This window comes from Brachybacterium saurashtrense, from assembly GCF_003355475.1.
Classification (GTDB): Bacteria; Actinomycetota; Actinomycetes; order Actinomycetales; family Dermabacteraceae; genus Brachybacterium; species Brachybacterium saurashtrense.
This window is the reverse complement of record NZ_CP031356.1, coordinates 3,136,974-3,152,409: the sequence shown is the minus strand read 5'-3', so window position 1 is coordinate 3,152,409 and position 15,436 is coordinate 3,136,974. Positions and strand designations below refer to the sequence as shown.

Below are 15,436 nucleotides of genomic sequence, written 5' to 3'. Positions count from 1 at the left end.
CTCGCCGACACCCCGCGCTGCCACCCCGTGCTACCGTTTTGGCATAGGCCAAAGTGGTGCAGGGAGGGTCGCGGCGTCGGAGGCCGCCGGCCCGCGCCGCGCGATGATGAGGGAGCACCCCTGTGACCAGCACCGACACCACCTCCGCCCCGTCCACCGGCACCGGCACCGTCAAGCGCGGCCTCGCCGAGATGCTCAAGGGCGGCGTGATCATGGACGTCGTCACCCCGGAGCAGGCGAAGATCGCCGAGGACGCCGGCGCCGTGGCCGTGATGGCCCTCGAGCGGGTCCCGGCGGACATCCGCGCCCAGGGCGGGGTGTCCCGCATGAGCGATCCGGACATGATCGACGGGATCATCGAGGCCGTCTCCATCCCGGTGATGGCGAAGGCCCGCATCGGCCACCAGGTCGAGGCCCAGGTGCTGCAGGAGCTGGGCGTGGACTACGTGGACGAGTCCGAGGTGCTCTCCCCCGCGGACTACGTGCACCACATCGACAAGCACCGCTTCACGGTGCCCTTCGTGTGCGGGGCGACGAACCTGGGCGAGGCGCTGCGCCGGATCACCGAGGGCGCCGCGATGATCCGCTCCAAGGGCGAGGCCGGCACCGGGGACGTCTCCGAGGCCACCAAGCACATCCGCACCATCACCGGGCAGATCCGCGAGCTCGCGGCCAAGTGCGAGGACGAGCTGTACGTCGCCTCGAAGGAGCTCCAGGCTCCGTTCGCGCTGGTCAAGGAGGTGGCCGAGACCGGCTCGCTGCCGGTGGTGCTGTTCACCGCGGGCGGGGTCGCCACCCCCGCGGACGCCGCGTTCATGATGCAGCTGGGCGCCGACGGGGTGTTCGTCGGCTCCGGGATCTTCAAGAGCGGCGACCCGGCCGCGCGCGCGGCGGCGATCGTGAAGGCCACCGCCTTCCACGACGACCCGGCCGTCATCGCCGAGGCCTCCCGCGGCCTGGGCGAGGCGATGGTGGGCCTCAACGTGGCCGACCTCCCCGCCCCGCACCGCCTCGCCGAGCGCGGCTGGTGACCAGCGCCGGCACGAGCCCGGCCCCGGGCGTCGGCCCCGTCGCCGCTGCCGACGAGGCCCGGCCGGCCCCCGCCTCCCCCCGGGCGGCGCCCACCTCGACCCCCGACGCCGCTCTGCCGGGCCGCGGGGTGCGGGTGGGGATCCTCGCCCTGCAGGGGGACGTGCGCGAGCACGACCGCCTGCTCGCGCAGCTGGGCGCCGAGGTGACCACGGTGCGCCGGCCCGACGAGCTCGCCGCGGTGGACGCGCTGGTGATCCCCGGCGGGGAGTCCACCGTGATCGACCGTCTCGCTCACCTGGCCGGGCTGCGGGAGCCGCTGCGGGAGGCGATCGCGGGCGGGATGCCCGTGCTGGGCACCTGCGCGGGCCTGATCCTGCTGGCCGAGCGGCTGCAGGACGGCGTGCCCGGCCAGCAGACCCTCGGCGGGCTGGACGTCACCGTGCGCCGCAACGCCTTCGGCCGCCAGGCGGAGTCCTTCGAGACGGACCTGGTGGTGCCCGCGCTGCAGGGGCCGCCGGTCCGGGCCGCGTTCATCCGTGCCCCCCTGATCGAGGAGCTCGGCCCGTCCGCGGAGCTGCTCGCCGCGCTGCCGGACGGCCGGGCGGTCGCGGCACGGCAGGGACGGGTGCTGGGCCTCGCCTTCCATCCCGAGTCCACCGGGGAGACCCGCTTCCACGCGCTGTTCCTGCAGCTCGCGCAGGAGCGGTGAGCGGACGGGCGGCATGGCCCCCGGGAGGCCGTCAGGTGTCGCCGACCACCGGATCGATCACCGCCAGCCCGAGATGACGGGCCACCTCGGCCATGGCGGTGTCGTGCGTGGCCACCGTGACGGGCTCGCCGATCAGGAGCGCCGAGGCCAGGTGCAGGGCGCCGAGCGTCCTCACGTGCCGCTCGATCGACTCGGCCACGGTGAAGGTCTCCTGCCCGATCTCGAGCAGGCCCACCCGGTCCAGCAGCGGAGCGGCCTCGGCCGGGGAGCGGCCTTCCCGCCGGAGCACCCGGATCACCTCGGTGCGCAGCAGGCGCGAGGAGAGCACGTGCGGGGTCCGGTCGATCCAGGCGCGCAGCCGCTCCCGCTCGGGGACGTCGAGGAGGGTGCGCAGCGCCACCGAGGAGTCGAGGTAGATCAGCGATCCGGGCACGCTCAGTGCTCTCCCCGCGTCTCATCCAGGAGGGCGTCGACGGCTTCCAAGGTGTACGTCGGCTCCGCCGACGGCGCCGGCCAGGGCGCGGGCGTCGTGCTCGGCGGTGCATAGCGACCCGCCCGCTCGAGCCGCGAGAGCGCAGTCTCGGACAGGCGCGCGCTGGCCACCCTCCAGCGCGGCACGCCCCGCTCGGTGACGAGCACGTCCTCCGAGTCCGTGACGCGCGCGAGGACGGCGGCCGTCTGCTGGTTCAGCTCCCGCTTGCTGACGGTGGTCATGGAGCGAGCGTACTACCCATGTCAGACATCACCTCGAACATCGCCTCGGACATCGCCGGTCCGGGCGCCGCCGGTCCGCTCAGCCCCGCAGCAGCGGCGCGATCTCGCGGCCCCAGGCCTCGACGGCGGGCAGGTCGCGGAAGTCGCCGGTGGGGGTGCGCATGGACTTCAGCAGCACCCGCTCGTGCAGCGGGATCCTGTCCATCAGCACCCAGCCGGGGAAGTTCCGCACCGCGACGGGGGTGACGGGGAGATCCGCGAGGAAGGTGTCGGTGGCCTTCTGCGTCTCCCGCTTGGCGGGGTCGGCGGCGGAACCGGAGCAGGAGAAGAAGGCGAAGGGCCGGCCCGCGAGCGTCTCGGCATGGCGGCGCGCCCAGTGCGCCGCGGACTTCTCCACCGACTCCACCCGCACCCCGGAGCCCAGCACCACGGCATCGTGGCCGTCGGGGTCGGGGTGCTCCTCGAGGTCGACGAGATCCGCCTCGAGCCCCTCGGCCCGCAGCGCGGCGGCGAGGGTCTCGGCGAGGGTGCGGGTGGCTCCGGAATGGGTCGCGTAGGCGACGAGCACGGTCATGGGCTCATCCTGACAGCGCCCGGCCCGCGCCGCCGGGACCGAGGTCCGCACCTTCCCCCGCCCGGCGATGCCGCGCTCTCCCCTACGCGCCGCCGCACCTCCGGCATCCCCCCCATCGCCGCAGGTCAGGCGAAGGTCACGATCCGGTGGTCATGACCGGCCGGTCACTGGACGTTCCCTGAACGCAGGCGCACACTGCTGGTGATCGGCCGAGGCCGTGAGGGTCTGGGCCGTCGCCCCAGGAGGAAGCCATGAGAAAGAGAGTCCTCGCCGTCCTCGCCAGCTGTGCCCTGTTCCTCGGACTGGGCCTGCTCGCGCCGTCCACGGCCCTCGCCGCACCGTACTGCGGCATCTACTGGGGGTCCCTCCCCCGCGCCTCGGCCGGGATGTCCTCGGCCCACGTCGATGATCTCCGCACCGGTCGCCACAGCTGCTACGACCGGCTCGTCATCGATCTCGACCACGACGTCACCGGGTACTCGGTGGCGTACGTGAACCAGGTGACCCAGCCGGGCTCCGGCACCGTCGTCCGACTGGACGGCGCCGCGGACCTGCGCATCGTCGTCAACGCCCCGGCATACGACGACATGGGCCGGGCCACCTACGCCCCCGCCGACCGCTCCCACGCGGTGGACGTGACGGGCTACCGCACCTTCCGTCAGGTCGCCTTCGCCGGCAGTTTCGAGGGAGAGACCACGATCGGGCTGGGCGTGCGCGCCCGGCTCCCGATGCGCGTGTTCGTGCTGGACGGTCCCGGGAACGGGTCCCGCCTGGTGGTCGACGTCGCCCATCGCTGGTGAGCGCGGGCGCCGACGCCCGTCCCCACCCCTTCCGAGGGCCGGCCGCCCACCCGGGCCGTCGGCCCTCCGCTCTGCCCGCCCCGCCGCTCGGCCCGCCCCGCCGCTCAGCCCGCCGCTCAGCGGATCAGTCGCCGCTCCCGCGCCACCCGCAGGGCGGCGGTGCGGCTGTCCACCCCGAGCTTGTCGTACAGGTGCACCAGATGGGTCTTCACCGTGGACTCGGAGATGAACAGCGCCTTGGCGACCTCGCGGTTGGTGGCGCCGGTGGCGAGGGCCTCGAGAATCTCCGCCTCCCGCGCGGAGAGCGCGGTGCCGGGGCTGGTCATGCGGGCGATCAGGCGCTGCTGCACCTCCGGGGAGAGCACGCTGCGCCCGGCGGCGGCCTCCTGCACCGCGGCCAGCAGCGCCTCGGTGGGCGAGTCCTTGAGCACGTACCCGGTGGCGCCCGCCTCGAGGGCACCCACGATGTCCGCCTCGTCGTCGAAGGTGGTCACGGCGAGCACCTGCACGGCGGGGTGCGCGGCGCGCAGCCGCCGCGTGGTCTCGATCCCGTCCGGGCCCACGCCGAGGTTCAGGTCCATCAGCACCAGGTCCGGGGCGCCGTCGGGCGTGGCGGCGAGCTCGTCCAGGCGCGCGAGGGCGGCCTCGCCGGAGTCCACCTCGGCGACCACCTCGACCCGCTCGTCGGCCTCCAGCAGCGCGCGCAGACCGGCGCGCACCACCGGGTGGTCGTCCACCATCATCACGCGGATGCTCATGCGCCCTCCTCAGGGGTGCCGGGGCCGACGGGAGTGGGCAGCGAGACACCCACGGTGGTGCCCTCCCCGGGCGCGGAGTCGATCGTCACGGTCCCGCCGGCGCGGGCGATCCGGGAGCGCAGCAGCGCCAGCCCGTCCCCGCCGCGGTCGTCGCGGTGCACGGCGGCGGGGTCGACGCCGCGCCCGTCGTCCACCACGTCGAGGCTCACCCGCTCCGGCCACCAGGCGAGGGTGAGCACGCACCGCTCGGCGTCGGCGTGGCGCACCACGTTGGCGAGCAGCGACTGGGCGGCGCGCTGCATCGTCTCGACGGCGGCGGGCGGGAGGGGGTGGGCGTCGCCGTCGGTGCGCAGCGCGAAGCGGGTGCCGCTCTCCAGCCGGCGCGTGCGCTCGAGCACCTCGCCGAGCACCTGCTCCAGGTCGCCGTGCGGGGCGCGCGCGGCGAGGTCGCGCACCAGGCCGCGCGCATCGGCGAGGTTCGCGCGGGCGGCCTCCTCGATGCGTGTGAACTCCTCGGCCGCGGCGGGATGCGCGGCGCGGGCCGCGCGGCTGATCAGCACGATCGAGTTCAGCCCCTGGGCGAGGGTGTCGTGGAGGTCCTGGGCGAGTCGCTGGCGCTCCTCGGCCACGCCCTTGCGCCGCTCGGCGGCGGCGAGCTCGGCCTGGGCGGCGCGCAGACGCTCCACCAGGCGGCGGTTGCGCTCCGCCTCCTCCAGCAGCCGACGCCACACCGTGTGCGCGACCAGGGAGAACACGGCGCCCACCAGCGGCCCCAGCACCTCGCCCACGCCGAGCTCGCTCTGGGCGCCCACGGCCAGCGGGGCGAGCACGGCCCAGGCGGCGACGGCCAGCAGGGCGAGCGGCCCGGCGAGGCGGCCCAGGGAGAACAGGACCAGGAAGAACAGCGGGAAGGCGAGCCACACGAAGGCGGAAGCCACGAGGGTCGCGCCCACCCAGGCGGCCAGCAGCACCACCACCCAGCCGCGGGAGGGCAGCAGCAGATCGGCGGCGGCGACCTGCGCCGGGTCCCGTCGGCGGTGGGCCAGCGCGGCGCCGATCCCGTACACAGCGGCGACCAGGCCGGCCAGGCCCAGGGCGAGCACCGGCGGCACCTGCTCGACGGTGACGGCGCGGAGCGCGCCGAGGCTCAGCAGCACCGCGAAGGCCAGGTGCATCGCCCCGCGCAGCACGGTGGCGAGGGTGGCGGGGGCGGTGGCGTCGCGCCCGTCCGAGTCCCGGCCCCCGTGCGCGCCGGCGCCGTCGGGACCGGCGGGGCGGGCGCGGTCGGCGAGGGCGGCGGGGACGGGGCTCACCTCGCCACTGTAGAGCGGCGGCGGCGGGCGGGGCATCGTCCGAAAGGACCGGTGCCGGCTCGTCCCTCCGGCGTGCGACGGTGCCCGCGGGGGCCGATGTGCACGGGGCGATCCACGAGGGAATGGAGCCATGTTCGTCGCACTCAGAGACATCCTCCACGCCAAGGGGCGCTTCACGCTGATGATCGGCGTGATCGCCCTGCTCACGCTGCTGCTGGTGCTGCTCACCGGCCTCACCCGCGGCCTCGCCCACCAGAACATCTCCGCGATCGAGGCGCTCCCGGCCGACGCCGTGGCGTTCACCCCCACCCTGGGGGACGAGGTCTCCTGGGCCGATTCGCAGGTCTCGACCGACCAGGCCCGGGTGTGGGCCGACGCGGATGGCCTCTCCACCGAGCCGCTGTCGGTGGGCCAGATGCGGATCGAGGCCGGGGACGCCGTGACCTCGCTGGCCCTGTTCGGCATCGCCCCGGACGGCCAGGTCGCCGCCGAGCTCCCCGACGCCCCTGCCGAGGGCGAGGCGCTGCTGCCCGCGGACATCGCCGAGGCCCTGGACGTGGCCGCCGGGGACACGGTCTCCGTGAACGGCCAGGACCTCACCGTCGCCGGCATCGTGGAGACCCAGTGGTACTCGCACTCCCCCGTCGGCTACGTGCACGTGGACACCTTCTGCGCGCTCGCCCATCAGGCGGAGGACACCGCCGGCTCCGCGCTGCTGGTGCGCGAGGAGGCGGCGGGAGGCGCAGCAGGCAGTGCGGCGGGCGGTGCGGCAGGCAGTGCGGCAGGCGGGTCGGCCGAGGACGAGATCGCGGCGGCCGCGGCCGAGTCCGGCACGCGCGCCGTGAGCGTTGCCGAGTCGCTCTCCGCACTGCCCTCCTACTCCTCGGAGAACGGCTCCCTGACCCTCATCCAGGGGTTCCTGTACGGCATCTCCGCGCTGGTCACGATCGCCTTCCTGTCGGTGTGGACGATCCAGCGCACCCGCGACATCGCGGTGCTGCGGGCGCTGGGCGCCTCGGCCCGCTACGTGCTGCGGGACACCGTGGGGCAGGCCGCGATCCTGCTCGCCGTCGGGACCGCCGCGGGCGGTCTGGTGGGCGCCGGCGGCGGGGCCGCGCTCAGCACCGTCGCCCCGTTCGAGTCCTCGGCCGTGACCGTGCTGCTGCCCGTCGCGGGCGTGCTGGCCATCGGCCTGCTGGGCTCCGTCCTCGCCACCCGGCGCGTGACCCGCGTCGATCCGCTGCTCGCCCTCGGAGGGAACTGATCACCATGACCACCGCCACCGCACCCGACACCACGACGACCGCCCCCGCGCTCTCCGCACGGGACGTCACCGTCACCTACCCCGACGGACGGCACCCCAACGGCAGCGAACGCCTGAACACCGTGCTCCACCAGGCGAGCCTGGAGGTGGCCCGCGGCGAGTTCGCCGTGATCCTGGGACCCTCCGGCTCCGGCAAGTCGACGCTGCTGAGCGTCGCGGCCGGGCTGGTGGTGCCGAGCTCCGGCACCGTGAGGATCGACGGCACCGAGCTGACGGGCCTGGACGAGGCGCGCCGCACCGCGATGCGCCGCGACCGGATCAGCGTGGTCTTCCAGCAGCCGAACCTGCTGCCCGCCCTCACCGTGCGGGATCAGCTGCTGGTGCGCGGACACCTCGCAGGGCTACGCGGCCGACGTCTGCGCGCCGAGCGGCGCCGTGCCGAGGAGCTGCTGGAGCGGGTGGGGATGGCGCAGTACGCCGACCGCCGCCCGCACGAGCTCTCCGGCGGCCAGCGACAGCGCGTCAACATCGCCCGCGCCCTGGTCACCGAGCCGTCCGTGCTGCTGGTGGACGAGCCCACCAGCGCCCTGGACCACGAGCGCTCCCGCGAGGTGGTGGATCTGCTGAGCGGGATCACCCGGGAGCTGCGGGTCGCCACCGTGATGGTCACCCACGACCGCGAGTTCGCCGAGGACGCGGACCGCGTGATCTCCCTGCGCGACGGCCGCGTGGAGCCCTCGGCGGCGTGAGGCCCGGGCCCGTCGGATGCGCCCCGGGCGGGGCCGTCAGGAGACGTGCGCGAGCGCGGCCGCGGCGATCGCCTCCACGGCGCCACCGCCCCACTGCGCGAGGGCCGCATCCCTCTCCGCCGGGTCGGTGCCGCGCACGGTGAGCACCATCCGTGCGCCGTGGCCGGTGCCCTCGACGAGCTCGAAGCGCACGTGGTCACCGGGCTCCCCGGCACCGGTGTCGACGGCCAGCAGACGCCCGGCCTCGACCTCTGTGACGATGCCCAGCACCACCTCGGGCGCCCGCGGGGCACGCAGCTCCTGGCCCGCGGCGGGCACCTCGTGGGTGACCTCGGGCTCCGCGGCACCGCCGAGGAACAGCTCCCAGGCGGCCTCCGGGGAGCACACCAGCTGCCGCTCGAACCGCGCCGACCACCCGTCGGTCGTCTCCTCGAGCACCGGCCGGGAAAGGCCGAAACGCGCGGCGAGCTCCTCGTGGCGGGCGAACCGGGGCCCGGGATCCTCCGGCGGCTCCCCCGCGACGACGGCGGTGAGCAGGCCCAGGCAGGCCTCCCAGCCGGTCGCGACGCTGGCCGCGGCAGGGCGGTCGGCGAGGCGGTTGGTGAGTACGAGCTCGGTGCCCTCGCCGGCGGGTGCGAACTCGAGGGTCACCACATCGGTGTCCCAGGTGAAGCGCAGCAGGCGGGGCGGCTCCAGCGCGAGCACCTCCCCGAACTCGGCCGGGTCGCCCGCGAACTCGGCGAAGCGCACGGTCCCGCCCACGCGCAGGTCGAACTCGGGGGCGCCGGGGAACCAGGCGGCGAGATGCTCCGTCTCGGTGACAGCCCGCCAGACGCGCTCGATCGGGTGGGGGTAGCGGCGGCGCACCACGATGTCGGTGCCGCCGTCCACGTCGTGAAGCTGAGGGTCGGTGCTGGTCATGGCGTCTCCTCGTCCTGCATGCGGTCCTGCTCCTCGATGCGGTCCAGCTTGTTCATGCGGTCCAGTTGCTCGCCCAGTCGGTCGAGCCGGTCCTCCCACAGCCACCGGTAGGGCGCCAGCCAGTCGGCGAGCTGCGCGAAGGGCTCGGGGCACAGCGCGTACCAGCGCTGCCTCCCCTCGGCGCGCACCTCGACGAAGCCGTTCTCCCGCAGCACCCGCAGCTGCTTGGACACCGCGGCCTGCGGCGCGCCGGTGCGCTCCACGAGGGCGCCGACGGGCGCCGGCCCCTCCCGCAGCACGTCGAGGATCTCCCGGCGCAGCGGCAGGGAGAGCACGGTGTGCGTGGCGGTGGCCTGGACGTCGGGGGCGGGGCCGGCGTCGTGCTCGACGGAGGACATGCCGCATGTATACCGCTCGCGACATATGCCGGTCAAGGAAACTGTGGGCAGGCGCGCCGGCCGCGCGCAGACGAACGGCCGGCCCCTCACCACGGAGGGACCGGCCGTCGAGAACAGGCTCAGGCCCGCGGGATCAGGCCTGCGGAACCACCAGACCGGACGCGCTCGAGCGCGCAGCCTCGAAGCGTGCCTGCACGTCGGCCCAGTTCACGATGTCCCAGATCGCCGTGACGTAATCCGCCTTCACGTTCTGGTAGTCGAGGTAGAAGGCGTGCTCCCACATGTCCAGCTGGAACAGCGGGATCGTCGCCACCGGCACACCGTTCTGCTGATCGTAGAACTGCTCGATCACCAGGTTCCCCCCGATCGGCTCATAGGCCAGCACCGCCCAGCCCGAGCCCTGGATCCCCAGCGCCGCCGCCGTGAAGTGCGCACGGAAGGAGTCGAACGAGCCGAAGAACTCATCGATCGCCGCGGCCAGCTCACCGGTGGGCTTGTCCCCACCCTCCGGCGAGAGGTTCTTCCAGAAGATCGAGTGGTTCGTGTGACCACCCAGGTTGAACGCCAGATCCTTCGAGAACTGGTTGATCGTGCCGAAGTCCCCGGCCTCGCGCGCCGCCGCCAGCTTCTCCAGCGCCGTGTTCGCGCCCTTGACGTAGGTGGCGTGATGCTTGGAGTGATGCAGCTCCATGATCTTGCCCGAGATCGAGGGCGCCAGCGCACCGTAGTCGTAGTCGAGATCGGGAAGCGTGTACTCCGCCATGGTCCGTCCTTTCGTGGGAGCCCGCCGGTGTGCCCGACGGGAGATAGCTCGACCCTAGAACTTCAAGGGCACTTGAGGGCAAGCCGGTCCGTCACACATCGCCATCGGGCGTTGCGCCGTCGGGCGCCCTAGGCGCCGCCGCGCCGGGCTCCCCTGGCGCCGCCGCGTCCGGCTCCCCAGGCGCCGCCGGCACCGCGCCGTCGGACTCCTCGTCGAGGTCGTCCTCGTGCACGTCCTCCAGGCGCCGCGGACCGGAGCCGGTGGCGGCCAGCGCATCGTCCGGGTTGAGCAGCGCGCAGGCCTTGAGGGACAGGCAGCCGCAGCCGATGCAGCCCGTGAGCTCGTGCTCGAGACGCTCGATCGCCCGACGGCGCTCCTCGAGGGTGCGGCGCCAGCGCCGCGAGGCCCGCTGCCACTCGGCATGAGAGGGAGTACGGTCCATGGGCACGTCCCCGAACGCCGTGCGCACGTCTGACAGCGGGATCCCGAGCCGCTTGGCGACCGAGACCAGCGAGACCCGCCGCAGCATGTGCCGGGCGTACCGGCGCTGGTTCCCCACGGTGCGCACCGAGGCGATCAGCCCCAGCTCCTCGTAGTAGCGCAGCGCGCTCGCGGCCACCCCCGTGCGCGCGCCCATCTCGCCGATGGTCATCAGATCTTCAGGATCATGCGCCGCGTTCACCCCGCCCCTCCCGTCCTTGACCTCAAGTGCACTTGAGATACTACGTTCCCTCGAGGATCACGAGAAGGACTCGTGACCGTGACTGCCCGGGAGGACCGCGCCCGATGACCTATGTGATCGCCCTGCCCTGCGTGGACGTGAAGGATCGCGCCTGCGTCGACGAGTGCCCCGTGGACTGCATCTACGAGGGCAACCGGATGCTCTACATCCAGCCCGACGAGTGCGTGGACTGCGGCGCCTGCGAGCCCGTGTGCCCCGTCGAGGCGATCTTCTACGAGGACGACACCCCGGACCAGTGGGCCGAGTACTACAAGGCCAACGTCGAGTTCTTCGACGAGATCGGCGCGCCCGGCGGCGCGGCCAAAATGGGCGTGATCGACAAGGACCACGCGATCATCGAGGCGCTGCCGATCCAGCCCAACCCGCTGGAGTGAGGGCGCCATCCCCCACGCCGACGCGTGATCCGGGGCGGTGCAGCGCGGCATGCTGAGCACTGCACCGCGCAGAGCCCTGCGACGCGCGGGGCGCCCTGCGGCCAGCGGCGTGCGGCGTGCGGCGTGCGGCGCAGCGTGGCGGTGCACCGCGCCGGGCTGCGCCATGTCCTGAATCGAACAGACTCGCAGCTACTTCCCCTCGCGGACGCTTCTGTTTCGATTGAGTCCGTCACCTGCGCCGTCCGCGAGACACTCGGGAAGGGCATGGCCATCATTTCTCGCCGGGGCGCGACGGGCCGCGCTCAGGAATCTGAGCACCCCTTCTCCCACACCTGAGGTGGTGTTCCGCGAGTCTCCTCGGGAGTCTGCCTGACCCGCGACTGCTCCTCCCCACGCATCGTTCATCCACATTCTGTGCACAACACGGTGGATCATCCACACGAGCAGTTCCCGGTTCGAACAGAACTGCGATAGTGGCGGCATGGCACAGGATCCACAGCGCAGCGAGGACAGCGAGGAGGCCGACGGCGGCCGCCCCGCCGAGCACCCCGCGCACGAGGACGCCCCGACGGGCTTCCCCGCGGGCGTGCCGGTCCGTGCAGAGGGGGCGGAGCTCGCCGTCGGCGACGTGGATCTCGCCGCGGTGCGGTCCGTCCTCGTCGAGCTCGGCGTGCAGGGCTCCGCCTCGCTGGAGCACCTCTCCGTGGAGGGCACCACGGCACTCCTCGCGGGGATCACGGGCCTCGAGGCGGCGCTCGACGCGGTGCGCGCCCGGGCCCTCGTGCACCTGGAAGCGGCGGTGAAGGCAGACTGCCTGCAGCGCGAGGAGAGTCCCCGGCAGGCGGCGCAGGTGGCCCGCTCCGAGGCGTCGCGGGCGCTGAAGGAGTCGCGCGCGGTGGCCGGCCGGAGCCTCGCGACCTGCCGCCGGCTGGTGCAGAACATGCCCGGGATGCTCACCGCACTGGCGGAGGGATCGCTGCACCCCCGCTCCGTGCACCGGGTGGGGACGGCGATGGCGCCGGTCACCCCGGAGATCCGGGAGCAGGTGGACGAGGTGCTCAGCGCCCAGCTGGATGCACTGACGGACTGCGGCACCGGGGAGATCGCCGATCACGTCGCGAGGATCCTGCACGCGCTGGATCCCGAAGGGGCTGCGGAGCGCCACCGTCGAGCGCTGCACGACCGGCACGTGACGATCACCCGCACCGATCACGGCATGGCGACCGTGCGGGCGACGATCCCCGGGATCGACGCGGCCCGGATCCGGAAAGGACTCTCCGTCGCGGCCGAGGCCGCACGGGCGAGCGGCGACCGGCGCGGTCACCAGCAGATCATGGCCGATCTCTTCGCCGACGCGCTGGTGGGTCGGGGCGACGGCATCGATCCGACCACGCTGGACGTGGGAATCGTGATCACCGACCGGTCGCTGCTCGCCCCCGCCCATGCTGACGCCGCGACGATCGAGGGCTTCGGACCGGTGCCCTACGACCACGTGCGCGAGGAGATGCTGCGCGCGGCGCAGCGCGGGGAGCAGGACACCGACACATCGTTGACCCTCCGGCGCCTCTACACCGACCCCGAGGACGGCCAGCTCGTGGCGGTGGAGGCCCGCTCCCGGTCGTTCCCGGACTCCTTGAGGCGCTTCCTCACCCTCGCCCATCAGACCTGCCGGGCCCCGTACTGCGATGCCCCGATCCGCCAGATGGACCACATCGTGCCCTGGTCACGGGGCGGTCCCACCAGCCTCGAGAACGGGAACGGACTCTGCGGAGGGGACAACCAGAAGGAGAGCTCCGGGGAGAGCGTGCGCGTGGTGCGAGACGAGCAGGGGGTGCGACGCACCGTCGACTGGACCACCCGGTTCGGCCAGAGGGCCCACCGGCGCGGCGTGAACCTCGACCCTCTCGGGACCTACCGCCGCGGGGCGCGGGACCACGCATCGCGGTCAGACACCGGTCCCGGCACCAGCCCTCACCCGGACCCCGGCCCCCGCCGCGACGGCGACTCCGACACCCCCTCGGTCACGCACCCCGGCACCGCCAGCAGTGCGCGCCCCGGCCCCTCGGCGCCTGCCCTGGACCCACCGGGCGCCCCGGCCGCCGTCCCGGCAGAGGCCCCGACGATCCACCACGCCTTCGACGCTCTGCGGCTGCGCCTCACCGATCTCCCCACCCGCGCCCCGCTTCTCGGCCCGCGCGGCCGCGGCGTCGATCTCCACTTCCTCCCCAGCTCCTCGAACGGGCCCCCGGGACCGAGACGATGAGGCCGCGGTCGCCACATGAGACCTCACACCGATGTCACCCTCACCGACACACCCCTGACCTGCACGCTTCGCGACGCGCTGGATCGTACGGTGGCCGCATGACCGTCTGTGACACCCGTGTGACCCCTGTGGACGTGATGCCCGCGAGCGCCACCCCCGCGGTCGCACCGCGCCTCGGCATCGGCGAGCTCTCCGCCCGCACCGGCGCGAGCGCCCGGTCGCTGCGCTACTACGAGCAGCAGGGCCTGCTCGCCGCGGCCCGTACTGCCGCCGGCCACCGCCGTTACGACGCCGAGGCCATGGACCGGGTGCTGCTGGTGCAGCGCCTGTTGGCCGTGGGGCTCTCCAGCGCCGAGATCTCCCCGCTGCTGCCGCTGCTGCTGGGCCGGGATCCGGCCCAGGAGACCGGGCTCGACGCACTGCGCGCCCATCGCCGAGAGCTCGCCGCACGCATCGCCCGGCTGCAGGACACGGCCGAGATCCTCGACGAGGTGCTCGAGGAGCACGCCGCCGCGCGCTGAGCCCGCCCGCCGGCCCGGCCTCTGGACCGGACGTCGCCCCCGCTCAGCCCCGCCGGGCGAGTCCGTACTCGCGGCTGAACCCGCTGTCCAGGTCCGTGATCTGCACGGTCACGGCCCCCGAGGGGTGCAGGCTGTAGCGTTCCTCGATCCGCGGTCCGCCCTCGCGGCGCGTCACCTCCGCCCGGGCGAGCGCGGCCGGGTCCAGCTCCCGCAGCGCCGGGTCGAAGGGGAAGAGCACGTCCGCGCACGGCACCACGTCGCCGCGCAGCTCGCCGTCCGGATCCCGGTGCGCGTGCTCCACGAAGCGGAACCAACCCACTGTGTGCGCCGCGGTGTAGGTGCGGGTCACGGTGGTGACACCCGTGGCAGGCAGGGGCTCGTCCGGGGTGAGCACCTGGTCGATCGTGATCCCCTCGCCCGCCTGCGCCTCGCGGAACACGCTGATGCCGCGGGAGAGCCGGTCCGCGAGAGTGACATCGGCGTCGGGGTCCGCGGCGATCGCGAGACCGATCGCGGTGGAGGCCGCCGGGTACGGGGACCGGTGCACGCGCCGACCGAAGCGCTCCCGCAGCCGGCGCCCCACCAGCGGCAGGCCGGACCCGCCGCCCACCAGGTAGATCCCGGCGATGCCGGACTCCGCCTCCAGCTCCCCCACCAGAGGGGCCATCACCTCCAGCGTCCGCTCGACGAGCGGGGTCGCGGCCGCGTAGAACTCCTCCACCGGCAGGATCACCGGCTCGTGCTCCTGGCCGAGGTCGATCATCATCCGCCGCGTCTGCGGCAGCAGGCGCTCCTTCGCCGCCCGGCACTCCTCGCGCAGGGCCGCCAGCCCCGCTGGCCCGAGGGTGTCGGCCGTGAGTCCCGAGAGCTCGCCCACACGCTCCAGCACCAGCTCGAGCAGCACCTCGTCGAGGTCGTCGCCGCCCAGGCGGCTGTCCCCGTGGCTGCCCAGCACCACGTGCCCGGTGCCGTCGGCCTCGACCAGGGAGCTGTCGAAGGTGCCCCCGCCCAGGTCGTAGACCGCGATGCGGGTGCGGCGGGAGGTGAGGCTGCGGGACTGGTGGTGGGTGTACTCGAAGCCGGCGGCGGAGGGTTCGTTGAGCATCGCGATCACGTCGATGCCGGCCCGGCGGAACGCCTCCAGCGTCATGATGCGCTGCGCGGAGTGGGCGTGGGCCGGCACCGAGACGGCCACCTGGCCGGCCGGGACCGGCAGCGCCTCCCGCACCGCCACCAGGTAGGCGGTCACCAGGTCCAGCAGCAGGTGCTCCTGCCCGCCGAGCTCCACCGTGGTGCCCGGATGGGTGCCCGGTGCCCCCAGCAGGCGTTTGAAGGAGCGCAGGTGCGGGGCGCCGGCGCGGGCGGCGCGCTCGGCGGCGAAGCCGTGCACCAGCTCGCCGTCCACGTCGGCGATCACGGAAGGGAAGTGGTCGTGCTGGTCACCGTCGAGGTCCGCGAAGCGGAGCACGGGATAGTTGCCGCGGTCCGCGCCCGCCGCGATGGTGCGGGTAGTGCCCATGTCGATGCCGATGCGCATGGCC

At 73.8% G+C, this 15,436-nt stretch carries 17 protein-coding genes and 1 pseudogene; 8 read left to right on the top strand and 10 right to left on the bottom strand.

All coding sequences use genetic code 11. The features are described 5' to 3' along the window. Positions 1–122: 122 nt before the first annotated feature. Complete coding sequence (gene pdxS / locus DWV08_RS14220; RefSeq protein ID WP_115414396.1) at positions 123–1,031, top strand: pyridoxal 5'-phosphate synthase lyase subunit PdxS; 909 nt, start codon at positions 123–125, stop codon at positions 1,029–1,031. A 113-nt stretch (positions 1,032–1,144) separates the two neighbouring features. Continuing rightward, positions 1,145–1,741 (top strand): pyridoxal 5'-phosphate synthase glutaminase subunit PdxT, encoded by a 597-nt coding sequence (pdxT, locus tag DWV08_RS14215; protein WP_115415046.1) that lies wholly within the window; start codon positions 1,145–1,147, stop codon positions 1,739–1,741. Positions 1,742–1,772: 31 nt separating this feature from the next. Here the strand turns inward: pdxT and DWV08_RS14210 are convergent, their stop codons facing one another. The 3 genes from DWV08_RS14210 to DWV08_RS14200 all read right to left on the bottom strand — a co-directional run bounded on the left by DWV08_RS14210 (position 1,773) and on the right by DWV08_RS14200 (position 3,029). Then, positions 1,773–2,174: a type II toxin-antitoxin system VapC family toxin gene (locus DWV08_RS14210; protein ID WP_115414395.1), complete on the bottom strand. Its 402-nt coding sequence runs from the start codon at positions 2,172–2,174 to the stop codon at positions 1,773–1,775. A gap of 2 nt (positions 2,175–2,176) precedes the next feature. Further along, positions 2,177–2,455, bottom strand: a complete 279-nt coding sequence (locus DWV08_RS14205; RefSeq protein WP_115414394.1) for a type II toxin-antitoxin system Phd/YefM family antitoxin — start codon at positions 2,453–2,455, stop codon at positions 2,177–2,179. 79 nt (positions 2,456–2,534) lie between these two features. Then, entirely contained in the window at positions 2,535–3,029 is a 495-nt protein-coding gene (locus DWV08_RS14200) for a flavodoxin domain-containing protein (RefSeq protein WP_115414393.1), read from the bottom strand. Positions 3,030–3,280: 251 nt separating this feature from the next. Here DWV08_RS14200 and DWV08_RS14195 point away from each other — a divergent pair, with 251 nt between their 5' ends. Then, on the top strand, positions 3,281–3,829 hold the full coding sequence (locus tag DWV08_RS14195; RefSeq protein ID WP_115414392.1) for an AMIN-like domain-containing (lipo)protein: 549 nt from the start codon (positions 3,281–3,283) through the stop codon (positions 3,827–3,829). A gap of 116 nt (positions 3,830–3,945) precedes the next feature. Here DWV08_RS14195 and DWV08_RS14190 read toward each other — a convergent pair whose 3' ends face one another. After that, complete coding sequence (locus DWV08_RS14190; protein ID WP_115414391.1) at positions 3,946–4,587, bottom strand: response regulator; 642 nt, start codon at positions 4,585–4,587, stop codon at positions 3,946–3,948. Beyond that, entirely contained in the window at positions 4,584–5,900 is a 1,317-nt protein-coding gene (locus tag DWV08_RS14185; protein ID WP_241237324.1) for a sensor histidine kinase, read from the bottom strand. The genes DWV08_RS14190 and DWV08_RS14185 overlap by 4 nt, the downstream gene beginning before the upstream one ends. Before the next feature lie 130 nt (positions 5,901–6,030). Here DWV08_RS14185 and DWV08_RS14180 point away from each other — a divergent pair, with 130 nt between their 5' ends. Both DWV08_RS14180 and DWV08_RS14175 read left to right on the top strand, forming a co-directional pair. Beyond that, positions 6,031–7,164 carry an ABC transporter permease gene (locus DWV08_RS14180; protein WP_115414389.1) on the top strand — a complete coding sequence of 378 codons (1,134 nt, stop codon included), beginning with the start codon at positions 6,031–6,033 and terminating at the stop codon, positions 7,162–7,164. 5 nt (positions 7,165–7,169) lie between these two features. After that, positions 7,170–7,913: an ABC transporter ATP-binding protein gene (locus DWV08_RS14175; protein ID WP_115414388.1), complete on the top strand. Its 744-nt coding sequence runs from the start codon at positions 7,170–7,172 to the stop codon at positions 7,911–7,913. A 36-nt stretch (positions 7,914–7,949) separates the two neighbouring features. On the opposite strand, the gene DWV08_RS14170 is transcribed toward DWV08_RS14175, so the two are convergent. The 4 genes and pseudogenes from DWV08_RS14170 to soxR all read right to left on the bottom strand — a co-directional run. Continuing rightward, positions 7,950–8,834, bottom strand: a complete 885-nt coding sequence (locus tag DWV08_RS14170) for an SRPBCC family protein (protein ID WP_115414387.1) — start codon at positions 8,832–8,834, stop codon at positions 7,950–7,952. Next, positions 8,831–9,232, bottom strand: a complete 402-nt coding sequence (locus DWV08_RS14165) for an ArsR/SmtB family transcription factor (protein ID WP_115414386.1) — start codon at positions 9,230–9,232, stop codon at positions 8,831–8,833. Before DWV08_RS14165 ends, DWV08_RS14170 begins: the two co-directional genes overlap by 4 nt. A gap of 133 nt (positions 9,233–9,365) precedes the next feature. Then, complete coding sequence (locus tag DWV08_RS14160; RefSeq protein WP_115414385.1) at positions 9,366–9,995, bottom strand: superoxide dismutase; 630 nt, start codon at positions 9,993–9,995, stop codon at positions 9,366–9,368. Positions 9,996–10,230: 235 nt separating this feature from the next. Beyond that, a pseudogene (soxR, locus tag DWV08_RS14155) lies at positions 10,231–10,647 on the bottom strand (redox-sensitive transcriptional activator SoxR); the annotation flags it as partial. Positions 10,648–10,781: 134 nt separating this feature from the next. Here soxR and fdxA point away from each other — a divergent pair. The 3 genes from fdxA (at position 10,782) to DWV08_RS14140 (ending at position 13,895) form a co-directional block, all read left to right on the top strand. Continuing rightward, positions 10,782–11,111 carry a ferredoxin gene (fdxA, locus tag DWV08_RS14150; protein ID WP_115414384.1) on the top strand — a complete coding sequence of 110 codons (330 nt, stop codon included), beginning with the start codon at positions 10,782–10,784 and terminating at the stop codon, positions 11,109–11,111. 481 nt (positions 11,112–11,592) lie between these two features. After that, positions 11,593–13,374, top strand: a complete 1,782-nt coding sequence (locus DWV08_RS14145) for an HNH endonuclease signature motif containing protein (protein ID WP_115414383.1) — start codon at positions 11,593–11,595, stop codon at positions 13,372–13,374. 98 nt (positions 13,375–13,472) lie between these two features. Further along, positions 13,473–13,895 (top strand): MerR family transcriptional regulator, encoded by a 423-nt coding sequence (locus tag DWV08_RS14140; protein ID WP_241237453.1) that lies wholly within the window; start codon positions 13,473–13,475, stop codon positions 13,893–13,895. A 43-nt stretch (positions 13,896–13,938) separates the two neighbouring features. Here DWV08_RS14140 and DWV08_RS14135 read toward each other — a convergent pair whose 3' ends face one another. Then, positions 13,939–15,432, bottom strand: coding sequence for an Hsp70 family protein (locus DWV08_RS14135; RefSeq protein ID WP_115414382.1), 1,494 nt, complete (start codon positions 15,430–15,432; stop codon positions 13,939–13,941). Positions 15,433–15,436 lie beyond the last annotated feature (4 nt).

Excerpts from the sequence above, each read along its gene's own strand:
- DWV08_RS14205 (WP_115414394.1), bottom strand. The coding sequence starts at position 2,455 with ATGACCACCGTCAGCAAGCGGGAGCTGAACCAGCAGACGGCCGCCGTC.
- DWV08_RS14200 (WP_115414393.1), bottom strand. The coding sequence starts at position 3,029 with ATGACCGTGCTCGTCGCCTACGCGACCCATTCCGGAGCCACCCGCACC.
- DWV08_RS14195 (WP_115414392.1), top strand. The coding sequence starts at position 3,281 with ATGAGAAAGAGAGTCCTCGCCGTCCTCGCCAGCTGTGCCCTGTTCCTC.
- DWV08_RS14190 (WP_115414391.1), bottom strand. The coding sequence starts at position 4,587 with ATGAGCATCCGCGTGATGATGGTGGACGACCACCCGGTGGTGCGCGCC.
- DWV08_RS14180 (WP_115414389.1), top strand. The coding sequence starts at position 6,031 with ATGTTCGTCGCACTCAGAGACATCCTCCACGCCAAGGGGCGCTTCACG.
- DWV08_RS14175 (WP_115414388.1), top strand. The coding sequence starts at position 7,170 with ATGACCACCGCCACCGCACCCGACACCACGACGACCGCCCCCGCGCTC.
- DWV08_RS14170 (WP_115414387.1), bottom strand. The coding sequence starts at position 8,834 with ATGACCAGCACCGACCCTCAGCTTCACGACGTGGACGGCGGCACCGAC.
- DWV08_RS14165 (WP_115414386.1), bottom strand. The coding sequence starts at position 9,232 with ATGTCCTCCGTCGAGCACGACGCCGGCCCCGCCCCCGACGTCCAGGCC.
- DWV08_RS14160 (WP_115414385.1), bottom strand. The coding sequence starts at position 9,995 with ATGGCGGAGTACACGCTTCCCGATCTCGACTACGACTACGGTGCGCTG.
- fdxA (WP_115414384.1), top strand. The coding sequence starts at position 10,782 with ATGACCTATGTGATCGCCCTGCCCTGCGTGGACGTGAAGGATCGCGCC.
- DWV08_RS14145 (WP_115414383.1), top strand. The coding sequence starts at position 11,593 with ATGGCACAGGATCCACAGCGCAGCGAGGACAGCGAGGAGGCCGACGGC.
- DWV08_RS14140 (WP_241237453.1), top strand. The coding sequence starts at position 13,473 with ATGACCGTCTGTGACACCCGTGTGACCCCTGTGGACGTGATGCCCGCG.
- DWV08_RS14135 (WP_115414382.1), bottom strand. The coding sequence starts at position 15,432 with ATGCGCATCGGCATCGACATGGGCACTACCCGCACCATCGCGGCGGGC.